We start from the raw sequence: 16,441 nt of genomic DNA on the forward strand, positions 1-16,441 counted from the left end.
TTGACGAAGCGAGTGCTACCAGCGACGTACAGAAAACGTTCTTGCGGTTGGGTGGAAAGGTGCAGACCAGTCGGCTAAAGCCGCACGAGCACCGTGTGCGCACTGCCGCCATCTCCGACATAGTCGTAGACCAGTTGGTCGCCGGACAGCGTGACCGTGACCGTGCCCTTGTCCGAGCAGTTGTCGTATAGGTCGACATCCTCGATCTCCGTGAACACGAGCTTTTCAGTGCTCGCCTCCGCGAGGTCCAGGTCATTCGAGCACACCAGATCGCCGATCCCGGGCGTAGCGCCGAAGTCCTCGCTGTACGAGCTGAGACCCTCGAAACCGTCCGCACCGGGCACGTCCTCACCCCACAGTTGCAACTGTACATAGTAGGGCCGCGGCAGCCCTGGCCTGCTCATCGGCTCCGGCGCCTGCCATCGGTCGAGGAACGCATCGGGGATCGTGGGGCCGGCCGGCTCGGCAGGCGTACCGGAGCCGTCGGATGGCGATGTGGACCCGCCCGGTTCCAGGTCGGCAAACTGGATATTGTTACGCAGAAGGTCCGCGAGGACCCGTCCGGTTGCCTTGTGCCCTTCCTGGTTTGGATGGAAAGAGCGAGCCTTATAGGCCCAGTCGCCCTCGGGGTTGCCGAATGCCAAACCGTTGATCCAAGGGTTTCGAGTGCACCCGCCGTGTCGATCATCCGAGGAATCGCTTGATTCGTAAGGATTTCGTTCGATATCGAGAAAATGAAAACCGATGTAGTTTTCGGTGTGCCGACTACGAGCTTCGATAACAGTTTTCTCGAGTTGCTCGTTTAGATAACTCGAAACTTCCCTAAGCTTACGTACATCGGACTCTAGAATTCCATTGCAATGACCCCAAAATTTGTTACGAGTCTGCTCTTTCCAGCTCCATCGATCGGGGTCTTCAATCAAATTGGGATAGCCTGCGACAACGACGTGACCTCCAGGTTTCACCAAGCTGGCGACGTAGTCCAATAGGATTGGCATCGTGATCTGGCCAACATACTCATCTTCGTTGATCTTTTCCTTACCTGTCAACATGTCGACTCTGCTGCGCAACTGCTCTGCGCTCTCGGGGCAAGCGCCGCCGACTGTGTAATAAGAGGCTAATCGAAAGCCAAGACATCCAAGTATGAATTCGCTGAAGTTGATATTGTTGCCACCGAAGCTGAAGGTAACCAGATCCCATCGCTCCTGACTGCCCGCCTTCGAGCGTGCCTCGCGGACCTGCCATGGCGCCTCATCGGTAATGGCACCGGTGCAGGCAACGAAATCCGGCTTCCGCCAATTCACGCCTGTGTCGCTTGATAGCCGCTGAGCTTCGACCGCCCACGCAGTGGCCTGCGAGGCCTCGCCGTCTGCCCGCCGGCACCCCCGTCCCCCTAGTATTGGGCTTGGAGTCGCCGTTGTCTCTTTGATGCCCTCACCGGATGAGTAAGAGTCACCAAGGGCAAGCCAGCTCAGTTCCCGCTGGGCGTCCGCGATGAAAGGACCCGGAATCGTCAGGCCGACGGCCAGCAGTATGCCAACGGCGAAAACCCTGCGGATCATTTTGCCGCCTCCAAAGCCGAGAGGCGCTGCTGCACAAAGGCGACAATATCGGCCAGCGGATGTACCTGACCACCGGAGGGTGCCTGACCTTCGATACATGCCGTCAGCGTGTCGCTCACCGAAAGCCGTTCAGCAAGTAGCGCATCCCGCAGTTCTGCGTCCGGCACCCGGCCTATGATCATCGCCAGGGGTCCGGGTGGTGCGTTCTGGTCGAGGTCTGCTACCACCCGGCGGCATTCATCGGCTGACGGCAGCCTGAACAGGCCAGCCGCCGTGCGGTGCATATGCAAAATCTGGGCCCCCTCACTACTGCTGAGGTAATTGAGCGTCAAGCGGGCGGACTCAGAGTCTGGATCCTGCGGGGCGTAGCTACTGCCAGACTGCTGCGACCGATGCTGTGACTGCACAGAGTCTTTCTCGTTTCTGTTTAATAGGATGAGTACGACCACGGTCGCAAATACGATCAACACGATTCCAGCAATGGTCAACACCCTGGCTCGGCGACTCAATCTCCGACCCGTCAACACTTTCTCCTTCGTGATGTCACCCATCGCATAAGCGGCGTCGAACGGAGCAGAGCTTGGTTCGCTCATCGAGACCGACTGGTGCTGACACGGGAGCATTGCCGCCGCACACTTGACGCATCGCTAAGCGGGGCCGTCTGGAGCCTTGAACGCAGTGCACGGGAAAAACGAGGGGGAGTAGAATTCTTCCCTAGTCGGTGCGCAGAGGCCAAAATCGGTCGCCTGGACTGTCTCGTCGATTTCGAAGCCGATCTGGCCGATGCGTGTCTCACCGCGCCCGATGTCGGAACTGGTGTAGGTTTGCTGTTCCCATCGGTGCTCGCGCCAGTTATCGTCCTCCAAGACCACGAGTCCGCTCCCGGGCCAGCCCGAGGCAAAGCAGTAGCCCGACGAATCCGGGGTGTCCGAGGTGCCACTGCCGCAGGTGCCGTCAGCCGGCTTGTAGCGGACGTAGAGCTTCTGCTCTATGCTGACATCGTTTGTCCCGCGGTCCGGCAGTTCCGGAGTGGCCGCGATCCAGACCGCCAAGTAGTGCCTGCCTGGGCTCGCAGGCTTATCCATCACCTCCGGGGCCCAGGTGGAGTCAATCGCTTTGACTTTCACACCGAGCCTCATCCCTGTGTCGGTGTACACGATGCCCTCACCCGGGAAGTCCTCGAAGGAAGGTGGTCTGGCGGCCGCGACGCTCGTCGAATCCGGCATGTGATCCGGTGCGGGACTGCCGTTTCCTGTCGTGCCGCCAGTGCCGGAACACGCCGTGAGCAGCGCGGCGGCCGCCGTGCAGAGAGCCAATATCCCCGGCCTCATGGTTCCCCTTAAATGTTTGAAAATGTTACTCATATCGTCTGCCGACCCAGGACGGCCAATCGGCTCACAGCTGTTTCAGCCGAGGATCCTTCTGCGGGTCCGGACCCACCTTGCCGTGTGGTGCGCCCAGAAGGCACCCAGATCCTGCCCAGATGCCTGCTCATGGTTGATCGTGGTCGCCGAAGTCACGATGCGTGTGCCGCGCTGGTGCAATGTAGGTTGCGGCCTATGCCGGTCAGGGTCCACTTACCTTCGGATGATTTCGAGATTTCGTCGGCGGCATCGATGCGACTGGTGGTGTCCGCGTCAGTGGCCTCGAAGAGGACTGCGGATCGGCTGCCCGCCGGAGGCGGTCAGGGTCGACGTCAGTGGCGAAGACACCCGAGGCATTGCTCGCGGCGCGTTTGAAGACCGTTGTCGTCCCGCCGCTGCGCACCATTCGGATCTTGAGGTGTTCTTCCGCTGACGTATTGCCCAGGTGCGCGAGATGGTGGCTGAACGGGGGCGGTGATCATACTGGCCAGGTGGACATGACAGATCCACGCGGGCAGTGCAGCCTTATGACGCGAGCACCCGTTGACCAGATTCACGAACTGATCGTCCGGCGTTGGAACGATTTGAGTCGCTGCCTCCTCCGGCGGGTGAGGTGGCGGAGCCTCCGCATCTAGCGGTGGAGCCGGGCGGACAGTCCAGCTGAACTCAGGGCCAAACTCAGCAGTCGTCGGGTCGACGTGGCACTGTGGGCCCTGCTACGTCTCTGGAGGGGGATGAGAGTGCGCGCTGTAGGAGTGGTTGGCCTGATAGCGGCCGGGGTCATGGTTTTGTGCGCCTGTGACGATCCGAAGGGACCGTTGCCGGCGCCGCAGACGGCGCCACCGTCCGGATCGAGGGACAATGCGGAGCGAGCTCGGGAGGCCGAGCGGTTCGCGCCGAAGGTATGGCTGGCCGACGAGGACGAGTACGGGCCTGGGGAGGCCCAGTTGTTCATCGAGCAGGCGGAACTGCGTTGGGCGCACGACGAGGGCTGCGGCGACGATTCGATCGCCGATCCGATGGACTCGCGCCTGCTTGCCACCGGTGGGTACACCCATCAGGGCAAGGGCGGGCCGCCCGGGTGCGAGCACGGCGGCCGGACCTATCGCAGTGACGAGAACACCCGGCCGCGCGGTCCAGCCGAACTGGGTGCGGAGGGCTTTTACCTCAAGGCCGACGAGGGTGTGCGTGGTGGCACCGGAACCGCGGCGCCGACGTACTGGCAGTACTACAAGGGCGCCTACATCTACTGGTTCTTCTACCCGTACAACGACGCGCCCTCCATCCCGGCCGGGCCGGCTGCGGTCAACATGTTCGACCACGAGGGCGACTGGGAACGGATTGCCGTACGCACCGACGGCGAGGGTGCCCGGGTCGGCGTGACGTTGTGGGGGCACGGCAAAAGCTGCTATCTGCGCGACGACCAGCTGGAGTGGGTCAATGACCACCCAATGGTGTATTCCGCGAAGGGCACCCACGCCTCATACGCCGACGACGGTGTCCACCGCCACGGCGTGGACCGTACCTCGGCCGGCACACCCTGGGAGACCTGGCAGCGGGTGCGGCCGATCGCCGACGAACCTTGGTATGGCTATTGGGGCGCATGGGGCTCGGTTGGAACTCCCGGGCCTTGGGCCAACCACCGCACAGGCCCGGCCGGACCTCATCCCAACCGCGAACCTACTGATGCCTGGACCGAGCACCACTGCACCGAGCCCGACCAGTCCGTGCCGCAGGACGAGCCGGCCGGCCCCACGATCCCCGATGCGTTCCTCGACCAGTGGTATGCGCCGGAGCCGATGAGCAGGCCAGGGCCGCCGTGGCCCTACTACGTGCGGTTGCAACTGTGGGGTGAGGACGTGCCCGGTGCGGACGGTTTCGAGGGTCTCAGCTCGTACAGCGAGGACTTCAACGCCACACCCGGGATCGGCGCTCTGGCGTGCTCTAATGACCTGGATCTCGTCGAGGCGAGCGCTGACAAGCTCGTGTTCGCGGAGACCGAGGACGACGACGTGTACGAAAACTGCCCGGACAAGGGCACGGTCACGCTCACGCTGTCCGGCGACCAGTTGGTCTACGATTACGTCGGGGACAGCGGCAGCGCGCACACGGTGCTCGTGCGGTCCTAGTGTCCTGAGTTGTTAGTTCGTGTGCAGTAGCGTGCGATGGAGTCGAGGATCTGGGCGGCGGTCTTGGTCCAGACGTAGGGTCGTGGTTCGTCGTTCCAGGTTTCGATCCAGGCGCGGATGTCGCGGTTGAAGGAGCGGACGCTGGTGTGGCTTCCTCGTTGGAGTTTCCTGGTCGTGAGCTCGGAGAACCAGCGTTCGACGAGGTTGAGCCAGGAACTCGAGGTCGGGGTGAAGTGCGCGGTGAAGCGCGGATGAGCGGCCAGCCAGCGTTTGATCGCCGGGGGCTTATGGGTCGAGACGTTGTCCATCACCAGGTGCGCGGCCAGGTCGGCGGGCACTTCGTTGTCGGGGCCAGTCGCTCGTCGATGAGCCGGAGGAGATCTTCCTGCGCGCGGCCGTGCAGGGACAGGCCCGGCTCGTCCAGCAGGAGGATGAGGTCCTGGTCGGCGTCAGCTTCGAGCTCGTTGAAGTAGGCCAGGAACGAGAAGAACCAGACGAACCCGCGGGAGCGGTCGTCGAACGGGACCGACGCCCGATGCCGGCTGTTGTTGCCCCGGATCTGCAGGATCGGCGGCTCGTTCCTTGGTGGGGTCGCGCCGGTCTCCGCCTGCAGGGACTCAAGCCTGACGGCCAGCTCGGTGTTCTGCGACCAGTACTCGAACACCTCGTCGGAGATAACCGGGCTGGAGTTCTCCAGCTCGCGGATGAGGCGCTCATGCTCGCTAGCGTTCTGGAACTCTTCCGGGCGCGTGCCGACCATGGTGAGGAGGCTGAGCAGAGCCTGTTCGCCGCGGGTGAGTCCATCGGTGTCGCGACGGCGGATCAGGTCCGGGATGGACACCTTGCCCGGCACCGAGTCGTAGTCGTTTCGCCGACGCCCGGGCGCTCAAGGCATACGCCGGCTCAGCACTAGTGACCAGGGCCTCCGGCAGGAGGATCGCCATCACCCGCCGCCTTGTCAAAACGATCGCCTCACGCCGTCGGCTTCCTCTGGGTCTTCGCCGCAATGCCCCGCCCAGGCCCAGCAAAAGACCACTACGACCGGCGGCGAGATCGGGGGTCTCCATGCCTAGCATCGGGGTCGGGGCCGCCGCCCGCATCCTGCTCGATATCGGTAACGCCTCGAACTTCGCCAGCTTCGCCCACCTCGCACCGGTCACCCGCGCCTCGGGCACCGGCATCAAAGGCGAACACCCCGCCCGCACCGGCAACCGCAAAACTCAAACGCGCGTCTTCCTCGCCGCCTTCGCTGCCCTGCACGACCCAGCCAGCCACACCTACTACTACCGCAAAGAGCCGAAGGCAAGAAACACAACGCCGCCCTCACCTGCCTCGCTCGCCGACGCTGCGACGTCCTCTACGCCATGCTCCGCAACCGAACCACTACCGACACCGCGTACCAGCAGCCGCTTGACAAACCCATAGGGACACCCCTCCGCATTGCGGCCCCGAAAGACCTCGGCCACCTGTCGCCCGGCCAAGGACGGCGCGCCGACGCACTGTGCTTCCTCGACACCGCGCTCGTGCTCAGCCGGGCGTGGACACCGGCCGCTGGGAAGCGATCGTCGATGGCATGTTCGCCAAGGTCTACGCCGATTCGGGCGACCACGGCAAGGCCATCGAGCACGGCGAAAGCAGCGCGCGCCTGCGTCACTGGATCGGCGATTCCGACGGCGAAGCGTACGCGCTGACCGCACTCGCCCACTGCTGGCAGGGCCTGGGCGAGCACGACCGGGCAATCGCCCACTGCTGGCAGGCGATCGCCCTCGGCCGTGCCTCACTCGGCAACCAGGACGACCTGGCACCTCCCCTTGCGGTCCTGGCCGTTTCCCTGCACCACCTCGGCCGAATCCACGAACCACTGGCCTGCTGGCGGGAAGCCGCCGCGATCTACGCTGAGCGAGGTCTGGACACCGACGCCGCGGCGATCCGCCGGCACCTTCGTCAGCGGGCGATGACGGTGTGACCCCAGGCCAGCAACGCGCCGGTGTGACTGCTGTACTTCTCCGACCAGGCACGGAAGGTGTACCGGCCGCTGACCCCGCCGACCTTCGGGGTCCAGCACCGTGTCTGGCCCGGCTCCACGTGGTCGTTGCCATTCGGGCTGTCGCACGTGACCTCCGAGGTCCAGGATCCGTCCCGGTAGATCTGCAGGATGACCTGCGCGTACTGGCTGGCCGTCATCTCGTTGTCGTAGATCACGAAACCCCAGTAGTTGTACGCGCTGTCGCGGCACAGTTCGACGGTGCCGACCCTGGCGCCACCGGTCGTCGCCGACACGGGCGCGGTTTTCACGATGGTGCCGTAGCTGCTGCCGTACTGGCAGTGCGGAGCCGCATCCGGTTGCGCCGAAGCGGGCACCACCGCACCCAGCAAAGCTGCGCTCGCCACTCCGAGCGTCGCGAAGATTCTCCTGAACATGGCCTACTCCCCTTTTCGATGCGGCGATCGCCGCGCCAAGCCAGGATGAACAGTCCGCCTTGCGGTTTCCTTGCGGTAACCCGTAGGCCCCAGCAAGAGACAGTGTTCACCGGTAGCTCACCCCGCAGGCGACGGCATGCCAGCCGGGGTATCGCGAGCCAGTTTCAGCACAGCAGGAAGAACGGAGACATATCGGAGCCCACACTGGCCACCAGCAACTGCAAACATGATCTTTAAGTCGGCAAATCCGCAGGTAGAAGCCAGGCAACTGCGACTTGTTTCAAGACCATCACGGGCTGACCCGCGGTCTTTTAATCCGCAGGGTTCGGCGAGCGCCACCACGTTAGGCGCTTAGATGAGATCCCGCAGGTCGTGGTTCTGAGAACCATCCGCCTCGCCTCCCGCACAGCCACCGGCCCATCCGAATCGGACCAAAGTGTTCCAGGCCGCAGGAAATCACCTAGATAGGCAGCCCGCCTGGAGCAACCTCTATGACCCCATTTCGACCGCCAGCCCAGGGCTGCTCCACCTACTGAACAGTAACTGAAGGACGCTGCGCCGAAACCAGAACTTCACCACAGCGAAAAAATCGCCTGACCTGCATAAATGGACAGGTCAGGCGATCTTGGGAACTGTGGAGCTAAGGGGACTCGAACCCCTGACCCCCTCACTGCCAGTAAGGATCACGTAAACCCTCTACCAGCACAAACAGAGAATACCCTGGTTCGTTCGCTACCGTTGGATACGCTTCGATTCCATTGCGCGCCGTTGGACACGCACCCGTGCTCCAGGTTCGCTCCAGGGAAATTGGTGTGAAGCATGTGCGAGTTGGGCCGTCACGCCAGGTCACTGGCTGGCCGCCAGCGTGTTACCTCGGCGGAGGTGTAGCGCCAACCCTTGCGGCCAGCGCCCTGTTAGCACTGTCGGCAGGGAGACGACATCAGATGATCATCTTGTGCAGCGCCGCGACCATCCCGTCCGCAGGGTAGCTCGCGGGCGGCGGCCGTCCCAGCGACAAGCGCAAGCCCTTGAGCACGGTCGTGCCGATCGGCGTGATCACCAGCCATTCCATGCCGAGGGTGGCGAAGGATCGTCCGTGGGCGGCGCGGAGATCGCGACCTCGCCGAACCGCCGGTCTGGGTCGGGTGTCACAGCTCGCGACAGGTGGTGTTGGCGCAAGACGTGCCCCTGGGCAGCGCGAAACGCAGGACAGCGGAGCGGGCAAACATCCGGACGTGAGGCGGAGTCATCGACAGGGGTGGTTGTGCCAGGTAAGAGGCACGGTACCGAGGTGAGTGGCAGGAAAGCGGCTGCTGACCAAAGACGCCACGCGACGAGGGCGTGGCTTGTGGTCAGCTCGCCTGCCATACCGACGTCCCGCGGATCAGTCTCCGAAGAAGGAGCCCGTCGCGCCACCTGCCGCGCCGGCCAACGGCGATGCTCGCTTGGCGTCGGCCCGGTCCTGGCTCAGGGAGTCATCGAGGCTCTCGTGGTTGGCATAGCGCTGCAGGCATGTGATGACGCGAGCCGGAGCGTTCTGGCTCAATGCGTCGTCGGCGAGCTGGAATCGATGCAGCTCTCCTTTGCCGTCAGTTCCCTGTTGATGGATGGTGCCGAGCGGCGAGCGGCGAGGGTCTCGGATGGTCTTGATCAAGCCGTATCGAGCCAGCATGCGATGGGCCTCAAATCCACGGTCGAGGTTGAACATTTCGTCGCGGAAGCCACTGCTAAGGAAAACTCCCTTGGTTGCGTGCTCGTTGGGGTATGCCTGCGCGCAGAAGCGCAGGACTAGATAGGTGATGATCTCGTTGTCGCTGAGGGCGTCGATCCAACCGTTGAGGAAAAATCCCGACGGGATGGTCGTGATTTTCCGGCGAGCGCGGCCGGTCTCGAACACCGGGACGGTGTATTTGGCCCGCCCGGTGGCGCCGTCGTTGACCCGCCCCTCGTCCAGGATTCGGAACGACTCATACCGGCCGTGCTGACCCGGCGGCTTCCGCAGCTCGATGCGCCCGAGCTGGTGCAGGCGCTCAAGCGCGGAACACAGCTGACGAAGCCGGTTGCGTCGTCTGCTACCCGCGAAGGCCGCCCGGCGCGTCGAGTCAGCAGTCGGCAACGCCGAGAAGGTGACCCAGCTCGGCACTTCAGCGCCGCCGGACGCAGAGGGCTTCGTCTCTAACGGCAACATGGTCCTGGCCGCCACCGGTGCATCTGATCGGCTCGACGGACGGGCTTGCAACTCGAACAACACCAGCAGCAGCACCTTCAACGCGGCGCCTTTGGAGGTGCTGACCTTCTGAATCCGCGTGGGGCCGACCTCGTCGGCGTTCCGGCAGAACAGGCCCGAACGCACTTTGACCATGCGCAACGGGTCGTCGTTTGGGCGCGCAGCCAGCAAGTCTCGCCGGGCGTCGACGCCAGCGTCGAAGGCACTCGCGCTGTCGCGCGCCGGCACGTCCAGCAGACTCTCCAGTCGTGTGATCCGCTTGCCGACTCGGTCCGGAATCGCCCTGGAGACAGGTTCCATCCGCCACCTCCCACCACGATCATCGGCCACAACCCTCCATGATCACAAACTAATTCGCACTGATGGTCTGCAACGGATAGACCGCTCCAACGAATTTCGTACCGGTGTAGCGCTCTATGGGGCGGTCAATCCGTATTTGATCTCGGCGTGACAACGTCGTTTTTCCAGTTCAAAGTGGGTTCTCCATGCCGCGCAAGGCGCTTGGCGCCCGAGCTGAAGACCGAGGACATCACGATGATGACGGTTTTGACGATCACCACCGGCGGCGTACTGCTGACCGCCATCGCCGCCGCAACCGGGGTTGCACTGTTCCAGGCCGATCCACTGCGCCGACGCGACGCTCTCCGGGTGCTGCGCATCGCACTCGGCACCACCGTGCTCACCGGAACGGCCACGGCCGTAACGCGCTTGCACGAGGTCGGGCTGCTGTAGAGAGCTCCGCGGCCCGTTACATCTCCGGCAAGACTCCTCGCGGGGTCTGCTTCATCAACACCTCCCGAACCGCCGCGGCTTCGGGTTCGAAGGCCCAGGGCGACCGTACGGAGTGGTGATCACCCAACCCCTGAGATCACGACCAATGTGCTGGTCACCATTCTGCCCCCGACCCACCACTCTCATCTGCCACGCAGAGCTCTGAAGGCCGCCATTGATCGCAGTAGCGACTTCCTATCAGGTGACAACCACGCTCGAGAAACCACCGAAAGGCGAGCTGCGGTTCGAGGAACAGGGTCAGCTCGGCCAACTACTCGACTCGGTGAGCACCAACTATCTGCGGTACCGCAGTCAAACGTTCCGAGTAGACGGAGCACCAGCTGGATCGGCGAGGCCGACTTCCTTGACGTACCGGCTAACTCCGGCGCGTATCCTGCGGTTGAACTTGGTTACGACAAAGCCCGAGTAGAAAATCCGGAGTTCTTTGCGTGCACGGGTGATCGAGACGTAGAATCGACGACGATCCTCAGCAAGGTCTTCCGGCGTCTTCGACCGGTAGCTCGGCATCAGGCTCTCGTCCGCGCCGACGATGAGCACGACATCGAACTCGAGCCCTTTGCTCGACGTCGTGGTGGTCACCTCCACTCGATCGCGCGGCAGGGCACGCATTGCCAGCCGGCCCAGAGTCAGCAGTCGCATCGCCACTGCCATCCGCTTCGCTTCGAGTGCGTCCACTGCCATTGCGACCTGGCTCAACGCCTGACCGAGGCCAACACCCTCGAGTTCGTCCAGGAATGTGGTCGCCTGTTCATCTCGTCGGTCGGCCCACATGATCAGCATCGCGACCAGGTCGCGATCGTGTTGGTTTGTCCACAACGGCCCCAGCAGGTACCGCCATCGGTTCAGCAGATCTCCGAGCCGATGGCCGCTCTCTTCCCGCCCTGCTGCAGCCCAAGCTGCTGCAGCCTCAACGAACAGCGTCACCTGGCTGACGCCGTACTCGTTCGTATCGCGGAAGAATGCCGGGATCTCGGCCTCGCGCAGTGCCGTCCTCACGTCCACGCAGATCTGCCGGGTCGGACATAGAACCGCGATCTCGTGCAGAACTACTCCGGACGCACAGGCCTCTCGCACCGCGGCGACAACTCGCGCGTACTGGTCAGGCAGACCGCCAGGGCAGTAGACGGCCGACACTACACCGCCTGGACGGTCACCGACGATCGGCGGACGATCACCCCTCATCCGATTCGCGACTTTGATGATCTCCGCGCCACAGCGGTAGTTTCGAGTGAGTTCAACCGTCTTGACGTCGTGCCGCGCGGCAAGGTCGTCGAGCAATTCGGGCCGCGTACCGGTGAACGCGAACAGCGCCTGGTCCGGATCCCCGACCGCGAACAGTTCCGCATTCGTGTAGTGGTCAAAGCATAGCGCCTTCACCACTCGGTCCAGCCCAGGCGCGAGGTCCTGGTATTCGTCGACGTAGAGGTGCGGGAACTGGGCGGTCAGCGTCTGCCGCACTACGTGGTGGTTCTCCACCAGGTCCACCGCAGTGGCGACCAGGCCACTGAAGTCGTGCAGCCTTCGCTCGAGGAGTTTCGCTTCGTACAACCGCGCCGCCCTGGTCACGCCGTCGCCGCTCTTCGCCCAGTCCTCGTCAGAGGCCAGGCGTTGACGAAGTTTGTCGATCGTGGATGTCACCAGCCACGTGTCACCGTTCGGGAAGGCTTCCGCGATCGCCTCCCGTAGCAGTTCGTTGCGCTCATCCTTGCTTGCGATCGTGATCGAGGCGAGCTCCGGGCGGTCGACCACGGCTGCGAACGGCTCCACGACCTTGCGCAGCAAAAAGCTGTGCACGGTGCCAATGACCAGGTTGGGCCGGTCCTCGACGCCGAGTTCGTCGATCCTCCGCCGCAGTTCGTCGGCAGCCGCGTTGGTCAGGGTGATGCATGCGGCGCCCTGCGGTTTCCTGATCTTGTGGGCGAGGTCGGAGGCCATCCGTGTCGTTAGCAGCTTCGTCTTGCCGCTGCCGGGCGGGGCCAGCACGACACAGTGGTCTTCGGTCGTGAACGCGTCCCACTGACGGTCATTGGTCTTGAGGTCGTCGATCGACGCCGAAAGCTTGCTCAACGAGACACCAGGTAACGGAGTGCTTCCTCAACGTGACGCGCTGGAACAGCGTTATGGAGCGAGAGACGCTGAGCGTATCGGCCCTTGCCACCCGCGTTCTTCACCATCTTCATGAACTCGTCGTGACCAGGGTCTTCGTCACCCCATGACTTGATCGTGTTCACCGACTGCTCCGTGCACAGCTCCTCCATCGCGGCAAGCGACGGTTCCAGGTTCTCCGCCTTCGTGGCGATGAGGTCGTATTCGAAAGTGGTGTCGCCGACGAAGATGCCGTGTTCGCCGGGTGTGCCCGACAAGCTCAGGGCAGCAAGGAGCGTGGTGGCTCGTTTGACACCGGCCGAGGCCCCCTCGTCATCTGGGTCCCCATCGGTGATCAGTGCCCACGGCAGTCCAAGAGCTGCGCAAAAGCGCACGTACGAGGAGAAGTGGGTGCCGTGGACCGCGCACACCGTGACCCCTTCCTTGTCCAGGTCGATGCCCAGTGCGCTCGCGAGCTTCGGCATCAGCACCTGCTCAGCGAAGCCTTCGACGAGCAGCACCTTTCGCGCGAAGACAAGTTCTGCGCGCGTCGCGTCGAGGTAGCGCGCGATGTCATCCCACTCCTCCGTGGTCAGGTCGGCATCGCGGGCCTGTGCAGCCACTGTCTTGCCGCCCACGCTGCGCAGCACTACCAGGCATCGCGGATCGGTGACACTGGCGATGTACGGAGATTGGGTCGTCACCACAGTGGTGTACGTGCCGTCGCGATCTGTCAGCAATCGCCGGAACGCCAGCCGCTGCAAGTGTGGGTGCAAATGGGCTTCAGGCTCTTCGATGGCCATCACCACGTGCGCGATGTCCGGGTCGTCAGCCATTCGGGCGTCCAAGCCAAGCTCCTGCAGAGCGAGATAGAGCATGTTGAGCGTGCCCAGGCTGGCACTACTCAACGGCCGATTGGCGTCGCCGTCGACGAAAAGCCTCATCGCGCGGATCAGCTTCGCCGACTCATCAGGTGCTGCCGCGAGCTTCGTGTCGACAGCTTGAGCGTTCCCGACCATCTCGACGAGACGACTAGCGATGCTACTGCCAAGATCCCTGATCACGTCTAGATCGTTGATCTTGTCGTTCGCCAGCTTCATCGCCGCCTTCACTTCCTGTAGTCCATTGCCGTCGGCCGCGGCGGCAGCAGCAGCCACGAGCAGATCCCGCAGCGGTGAACGCCGCCAGTTGCGAATGTCAGCCTCGACGTCGCGCAGTGCGTGGAGGAAGACCAGGTGCAGGTTGGCCAGGGTGTCGATCCTGACCGGCTGCTCGATGTTTGTACCGCCGTACACCGCGCCCCTGTAGCGCGGCCGTCCGCTCTGGTTCCCAGTCTCAACGGGCGCAAACCGGTAAGTGAGCCGGGCGAGATGCTCCGTAACGAGCGCGTTGGCGTGGCCAAGAGCGGCAAGAATTCCCTTGTCGTTGAGGAAGTCGGTCACCTCGATCGACGCCTCAATCACATCTCCTTCGGACATCGGATCCCAGTCCGGCTCACCGGTGGACAACCCGTCCCAAAAGTCCTCGGCACCCAGCTGACGGTCCGCGTAGGACAGGCGGCCGTCAAGGATCAGACGCAACGCGTGCACCAAGTTGCTCTTGCCTGACCTGTTCTCCCCAACGATCACCGTGCCCGGGCAAAGCTCCAACTCGATATCAGCCAAATTCCGAAAGTTCTTGACCACAAAACGGGCGATGCGCATGACCTTGAGACGCTCCAGCAGCTCGATGGGTTGTGCGCAAAAGGTACTCGATCGAGTGACCGCCTCGTCAAGCGGACACGAACCACCAGTCAAGATTGGCCTAAACCATTTCGCGGATCTCGACGTCACGTCCAGCTGTGTCAATGCCGTTCGCCCAGCGTAAAGGACGAATTAAGCGGGGCCGAGAAAACCAAGGTAGGGTTTGGACAAATAAATCGGGATCATATTGTCAATCTTTTGTCCACTTCGACGTACATGAGTTCCACCGAGCAGCCGGCATCGTCGACCAGTTGATCAGGGCGGTGTGCGCGCAGCAGTCACAGGTGTTCACCTTGGGTGTTCCACCGCGCACGGCTTCGCGCGCGACCGCGATCGGAAGTTGGTCGACCTGTTCTCCCTCCCCTTGGTGAGGTAGGCCTGCGGGCGCGGTGTCGGTGTTGCCACCGGTCGTTTCCCGCAGGCCCCCTCCCGCACCCGGCGTGCGGCTTTCACCGCACCGGGCGCTCCATGCGTCTTACCCGCTGGTCAGCCGCTGGTGGCGGCTGCTGTTCTGGGTGTCCACGGGGTCGGGATGGTGCTGCCGCGGTAGCGGTAGCGGGTCACGGCGACGCTGGCTGCGCCGGTGAACACGACCCCGTTGCAGGCGAACCGCCATCCCTTGTCGCAGAAGCGACGCCGGAGTTCGGGCATGCCGATCCGATGCTGGCCGCCATATTTGGCACGTATCCAGCGCATCAACCGACCCCACGCATGGTTGTCGATCGCGCTGAACACCGCCTTGGCCACCGCGTGCCGGAAATAGTTCGCCCACCCCACCAAGACCCGGTTGATGCTTCTCAGCACCACATCCAGGTCCTGGTATCGGGTTGATCTGTATGTTCGCGCCTTCACCTTGTCCTTGACCGACTGAATCGCCTTCTTGGACGGCCTGGTGTAGACGCAATACTTACGAGTCCCCCGGTTCCACTGACGGCGCAGGGTGAACCCGAGGAAATCGAAGCCCTCGTCGATGTGGACCACCCGGGTCTTGTCCGGCGACAGCCGCAACCCCAACGGGGCCAGCACGGCCGACACCTCCGCCTGCAACGCCTCGGCATGATGCCGCTCGCCCCAGACCATCAGGACGAAATCATCCGCATAGCGGATGAGCCGGCACACACCGTGCCCAGATGCTTTGCGTTTGGCCCGCTGATATCTACTGCCCATCGCCCGCCACCGCTGGTCGAAATGATCGTCCAGCGCGGACAAGGCGATGTTGGCCAGCAGCGGCGACAAGATCCCGCCCTGTGGTGTTCCGGTCAGGGTCTCTTCCTTCTTCCCGAGTTCGGTCAGAACACCGGCTTTCAGGAACGCCTTCACCAGCGCACACATCCGCTTGTCCGCGATTCTCGCCCGCAGACGGTCCATCAACGCCCGATGCGATATCTCATCGAAACAGGCTTCGATGTCCGCCTCCAGCACCCAGTGATAGCTCCGGGGCTTCGAGGCGTAGTAATGAAACTCGGCCACCGCGTCCTGCGCCCGCCGGTTCGGGCGAAACCCATACGAGCAGGGTTTGAAGTCTGCTTCGAAGATGGGTTCGAGCACCAGCTTCAGGCTCGCCTGCACCACCCGGTCGGTGATGGTGGGAATCCCGAGCTTCCGGAACTTCCCCATGCTCCCCTTGGGGATCATCACCCGCCGTACCGCGACCGGACGGAACCCGCTCGACTTGAGCGCGTCCCGGATCTGGCCCAGGAAAGCCTCGGCCCCCACCCAGGTCTCGACCAAGCCAGCGCTGACCTTGTCGATGCCCGGGGTCCGCGCGCCCTGGTTGGTCGTGACGCGTTCCCACGCGCACACCAGGAACGCCGGATCAGCAACGAGGTTGAACAGATCACCAAACCGGCGACCCGGTTGCTCGGTCGCCCAGCGATGTAGTTTGGTCTGCATCCTCCGTACCGTGATCGCCGCGGATTCCGCATCCGGCCAGACCACGGCGCCGGTATTCACCGGCGCGTCTTCGGACATTGCATTCCCTCTCTATCTGACGCACTGTCGCCCTTCCCCATGCGCACGGGCTTTCCCCGGCTCGGAGTACTACGGCGACTCCGCCCCACCCCGGCCCTTCGACAGGCGTCGCGTCTATCCCCGCCCACTGCGCTGGTTGCGCAGCGCG

At 63.3% G+C, this 16,441-nt stretch carries 12 protein-coding genes and 2 pseudogenes; 4 read left to right on the top strand and 10 right to left on the bottom strand.

The window, feature by feature from the left end:
* Window positions 1–74: 74 nt before the first annotated feature.
* The 3 genes from YIM_RS36840 to YIM_RS36850 are packed head-to-tail and all read right to left on the bottom strand — an operon-like array spanning window position 75 to window position 2,926.
* A complete protein-coding gene (locus YIM_RS36840; protein ID WP_194239871.1) occupies window positions 75–1,562 on the bottom strand; it encodes an SGNH/GDSL hydrolase family protein in 1,488 nt (495 codons plus the stop codon).
* Complete coding sequence (locus tag YIM_RS36845; protein ID WP_153034775.1) at window positions 1,559–2,155, bottom strand: hypothetical protein; 597 nt, start codon at window positions 2,153–2,155, stop codon at window positions 1,559–1,561. The genes YIM_RS36840 and YIM_RS36845 overlap by 4 nt, the downstream gene beginning before the upstream one ends.
* 54 nt (window positions 2,156–2,209) lie before the next feature.
* The gene (locus YIM_RS36850) at window positions 2,210–2,926 is read right to left on the bottom strand and encodes a hypothetical protein (RefSeq protein ID WP_153034776.1); all 717 of its coding nucleotides are present in this window, start codon (window positions 2,924–2,926) and stop codon (window positions 2,210–2,212) included.
* 947 nt (window positions 2,927–3,873) lie between these two features.
* Here YIM_RS36850 and YIM_RS36855 point away from each other — a divergent pair.
* Window positions 3,874–5,055 (top strand): Vps62-related protein, encoded by a 1,182-nt coding sequence (locus YIM_RS36855; protein WP_194239872.1) that lies wholly within the window; start codon window positions 3,874–3,876, stop codon window positions 5,053–5,055.
* Here YIM_RS36855 and YIM_RS36860 read toward each other — a convergent pair.
* Together YIM_RS36860 and YIM_RS36865 are read right to left on the bottom strand one after the other, a co-directional pair.
* Window positions 5,052–5,402: pseudogene (locus YIM_RS36860) on the bottom strand (transposase); the annotation flags it as partial. The gene YIM_RS36855 and the pseudogene YIM_RS36860 sit on opposite strands and share 4 nt — an antisense overlap.
* Window positions 5,363–5,908 (bottom strand): ATP-binding protein, encoded by a 546-nt coding sequence (locus tag YIM_RS36865; protein ID WP_228004263.1) that lies wholly within the window; start codon window positions 5,906–5,908, stop codon window positions 5,363–5,365. The gene YIM_RS36865 and the pseudogene YIM_RS36860, both read right to left, overlap by 40 nt.
* 188 nt (window positions 5,909–6,096) lie before the next feature.
* Between YIM_RS36865 and YIM_RS36870 the strand changes: the two are divergent.
* Window positions 6,097–6,469: pseudogene (locus tag YIM_RS36870) on the top strand (transposase); the annotation flags it as partial.
* Window positions 6,470–6,592: 123 nt separating this feature from the next.
* Window positions 6,593–7,021 carry a tetratricopeptide repeat protein gene (locus YIM_RS36875; RefSeq protein ID WP_153034778.1) on the top strand — a complete coding sequence of 143 codons (429 nt, stop codon included), beginning with the start codon at window positions 6,593–6,595 and terminating at the stop codon, window positions 7,019–7,021.
* Here YIM_RS36875 and YIM_RS36880 read toward each other — a convergent pair.
* Entirely contained in the window at window positions 7,000–7,476 is a 477-nt protein-coding gene (locus YIM_RS36880) for a hypothetical protein (RefSeq protein ID WP_153034779.1), read from the bottom strand. The two genes, YIM_RS36875 and YIM_RS36880, sit on opposite strands and share 22 nt — an antisense overlap.
* Window positions 7,477–8,860: 1,384 nt before the next feature.
* Entirely contained in the window at window positions 8,861–10,003 is a 1,143-nt protein-coding gene (locus YIM_RS36885; protein ID WP_153034780.1) for a hypothetical protein, read from the bottom strand.
* Window positions 10,004–10,150: 147 nt separating this feature from the next.
* Between YIM_RS36885 and YIM_RS36890 the strand changes: the two genes are divergently transcribed.
* Complete coding sequence (locus YIM_RS36890) at window positions 10,151–10,435, top strand: hypothetical protein (protein ID WP_153034781.1); 285 nt, start codon at window positions 10,151–10,153, stop codon at window positions 10,433–10,435.
* 351 nt (window positions 10,436–10,786) lie between these two features.
* Here YIM_RS36890 and YIM_RS36895 read toward each other — a convergent pair whose 3' ends face one another.
* From YIM_RS36895 to ltrA, 3 genes are all read right to left on the bottom strand, one after another.
* Window positions 10,787–12,562, bottom strand: a complete 1,776-nt coding sequence (locus YIM_RS36895; RefSeq protein WP_153034782.1) for an ATP-dependent helicase — start codon at window positions 12,560–12,562, stop codon at window positions 10,787–10,789.
* A complete protein-coding gene (locus tag YIM_RS36900) occupies window positions 12,559–14,283 on the bottom strand; it encodes an ATP-dependent endonuclease (protein ID WP_153034783.1) in 1,725 nt (574 codons plus the stop codon). The genes YIM_RS36895 and YIM_RS36900 overlap by 4 nt, the downstream gene beginning before the upstream one ends.
* Before the next feature lie 525 nt (window positions 14,284–14,808).
* Window positions 14,809–16,293, bottom strand: coding sequence for a group II intron reverse transcriptase/maturase (gene ltrA / locus YIM_RS36905; protein ID WP_153034784.1), 1,485 nt, complete (start codon window positions 16,291–16,293; stop codon window positions 14,809–14,811).
* Window positions 16,294–16,441 lie beyond the last annotated feature (148 nt).

This window comes from Amycolatopsis sp. YIM 10 (assembly GCF_009429145.1).
In the GTDB taxonomy this organism is placed as follows: domain Bacteria; phylum Actinomycetota; class Actinomycetes; order Mycobacteriales; family Pseudonocardiaceae; genus Amycolatopsis.

Bases quoted from the DNA above. Each gene is read 5' to 3' on its own strand.
- YIM_RS36850 (WP_153034776.1), bottom strand. From the start codon at position 2,926: ATGAGTAACATTTTCAAACATTTAAGGGGAACCATGAGGCCGGGGATA.
- YIM_RS36845 (WP_153034775.1), bottom strand. From the start codon at position 2,155: ATGAGCGAACCAAGCTCTGCTCCGTTCGACGCCGCTTATGCGATGGGT.
- YIM_RS36880 (WP_153034779.1), bottom strand. From the start codon at position 7,476: ATGTTCAGGAGAATCTTCGCGACGCTCGGAGTGGCGAGCGCAGCTTTG.
- YIM_RS36885 (WP_153034780.1), bottom strand. From the start codon at position 10,003: ATGGAACCTGTCTCCAGGGCGATTCCGGACCGAGTCGGCAAGCGGATC.
- YIM_RS36900 (WP_153034783.1), bottom strand. From the start codon at position 14,283: ATGCGCATCGCCCGTTTTGTGGTCAAGAACTTTCGGAATTTGGCTGAT.
- YIM_RS36840 (WP_194239871.1), bottom strand. From the start codon at position 1,562: ATGATCCGCAGGGTTTTCGCCGTTGGCATACTGCTGGCCGTCGGCCTG.
- ltrA (WP_153034784.1), bottom strand. From the start codon at position 16,293: ATGTCCGAAGACGCGCCGGTGAATACCGGCGCCGTGGTCTGGCCGGAT.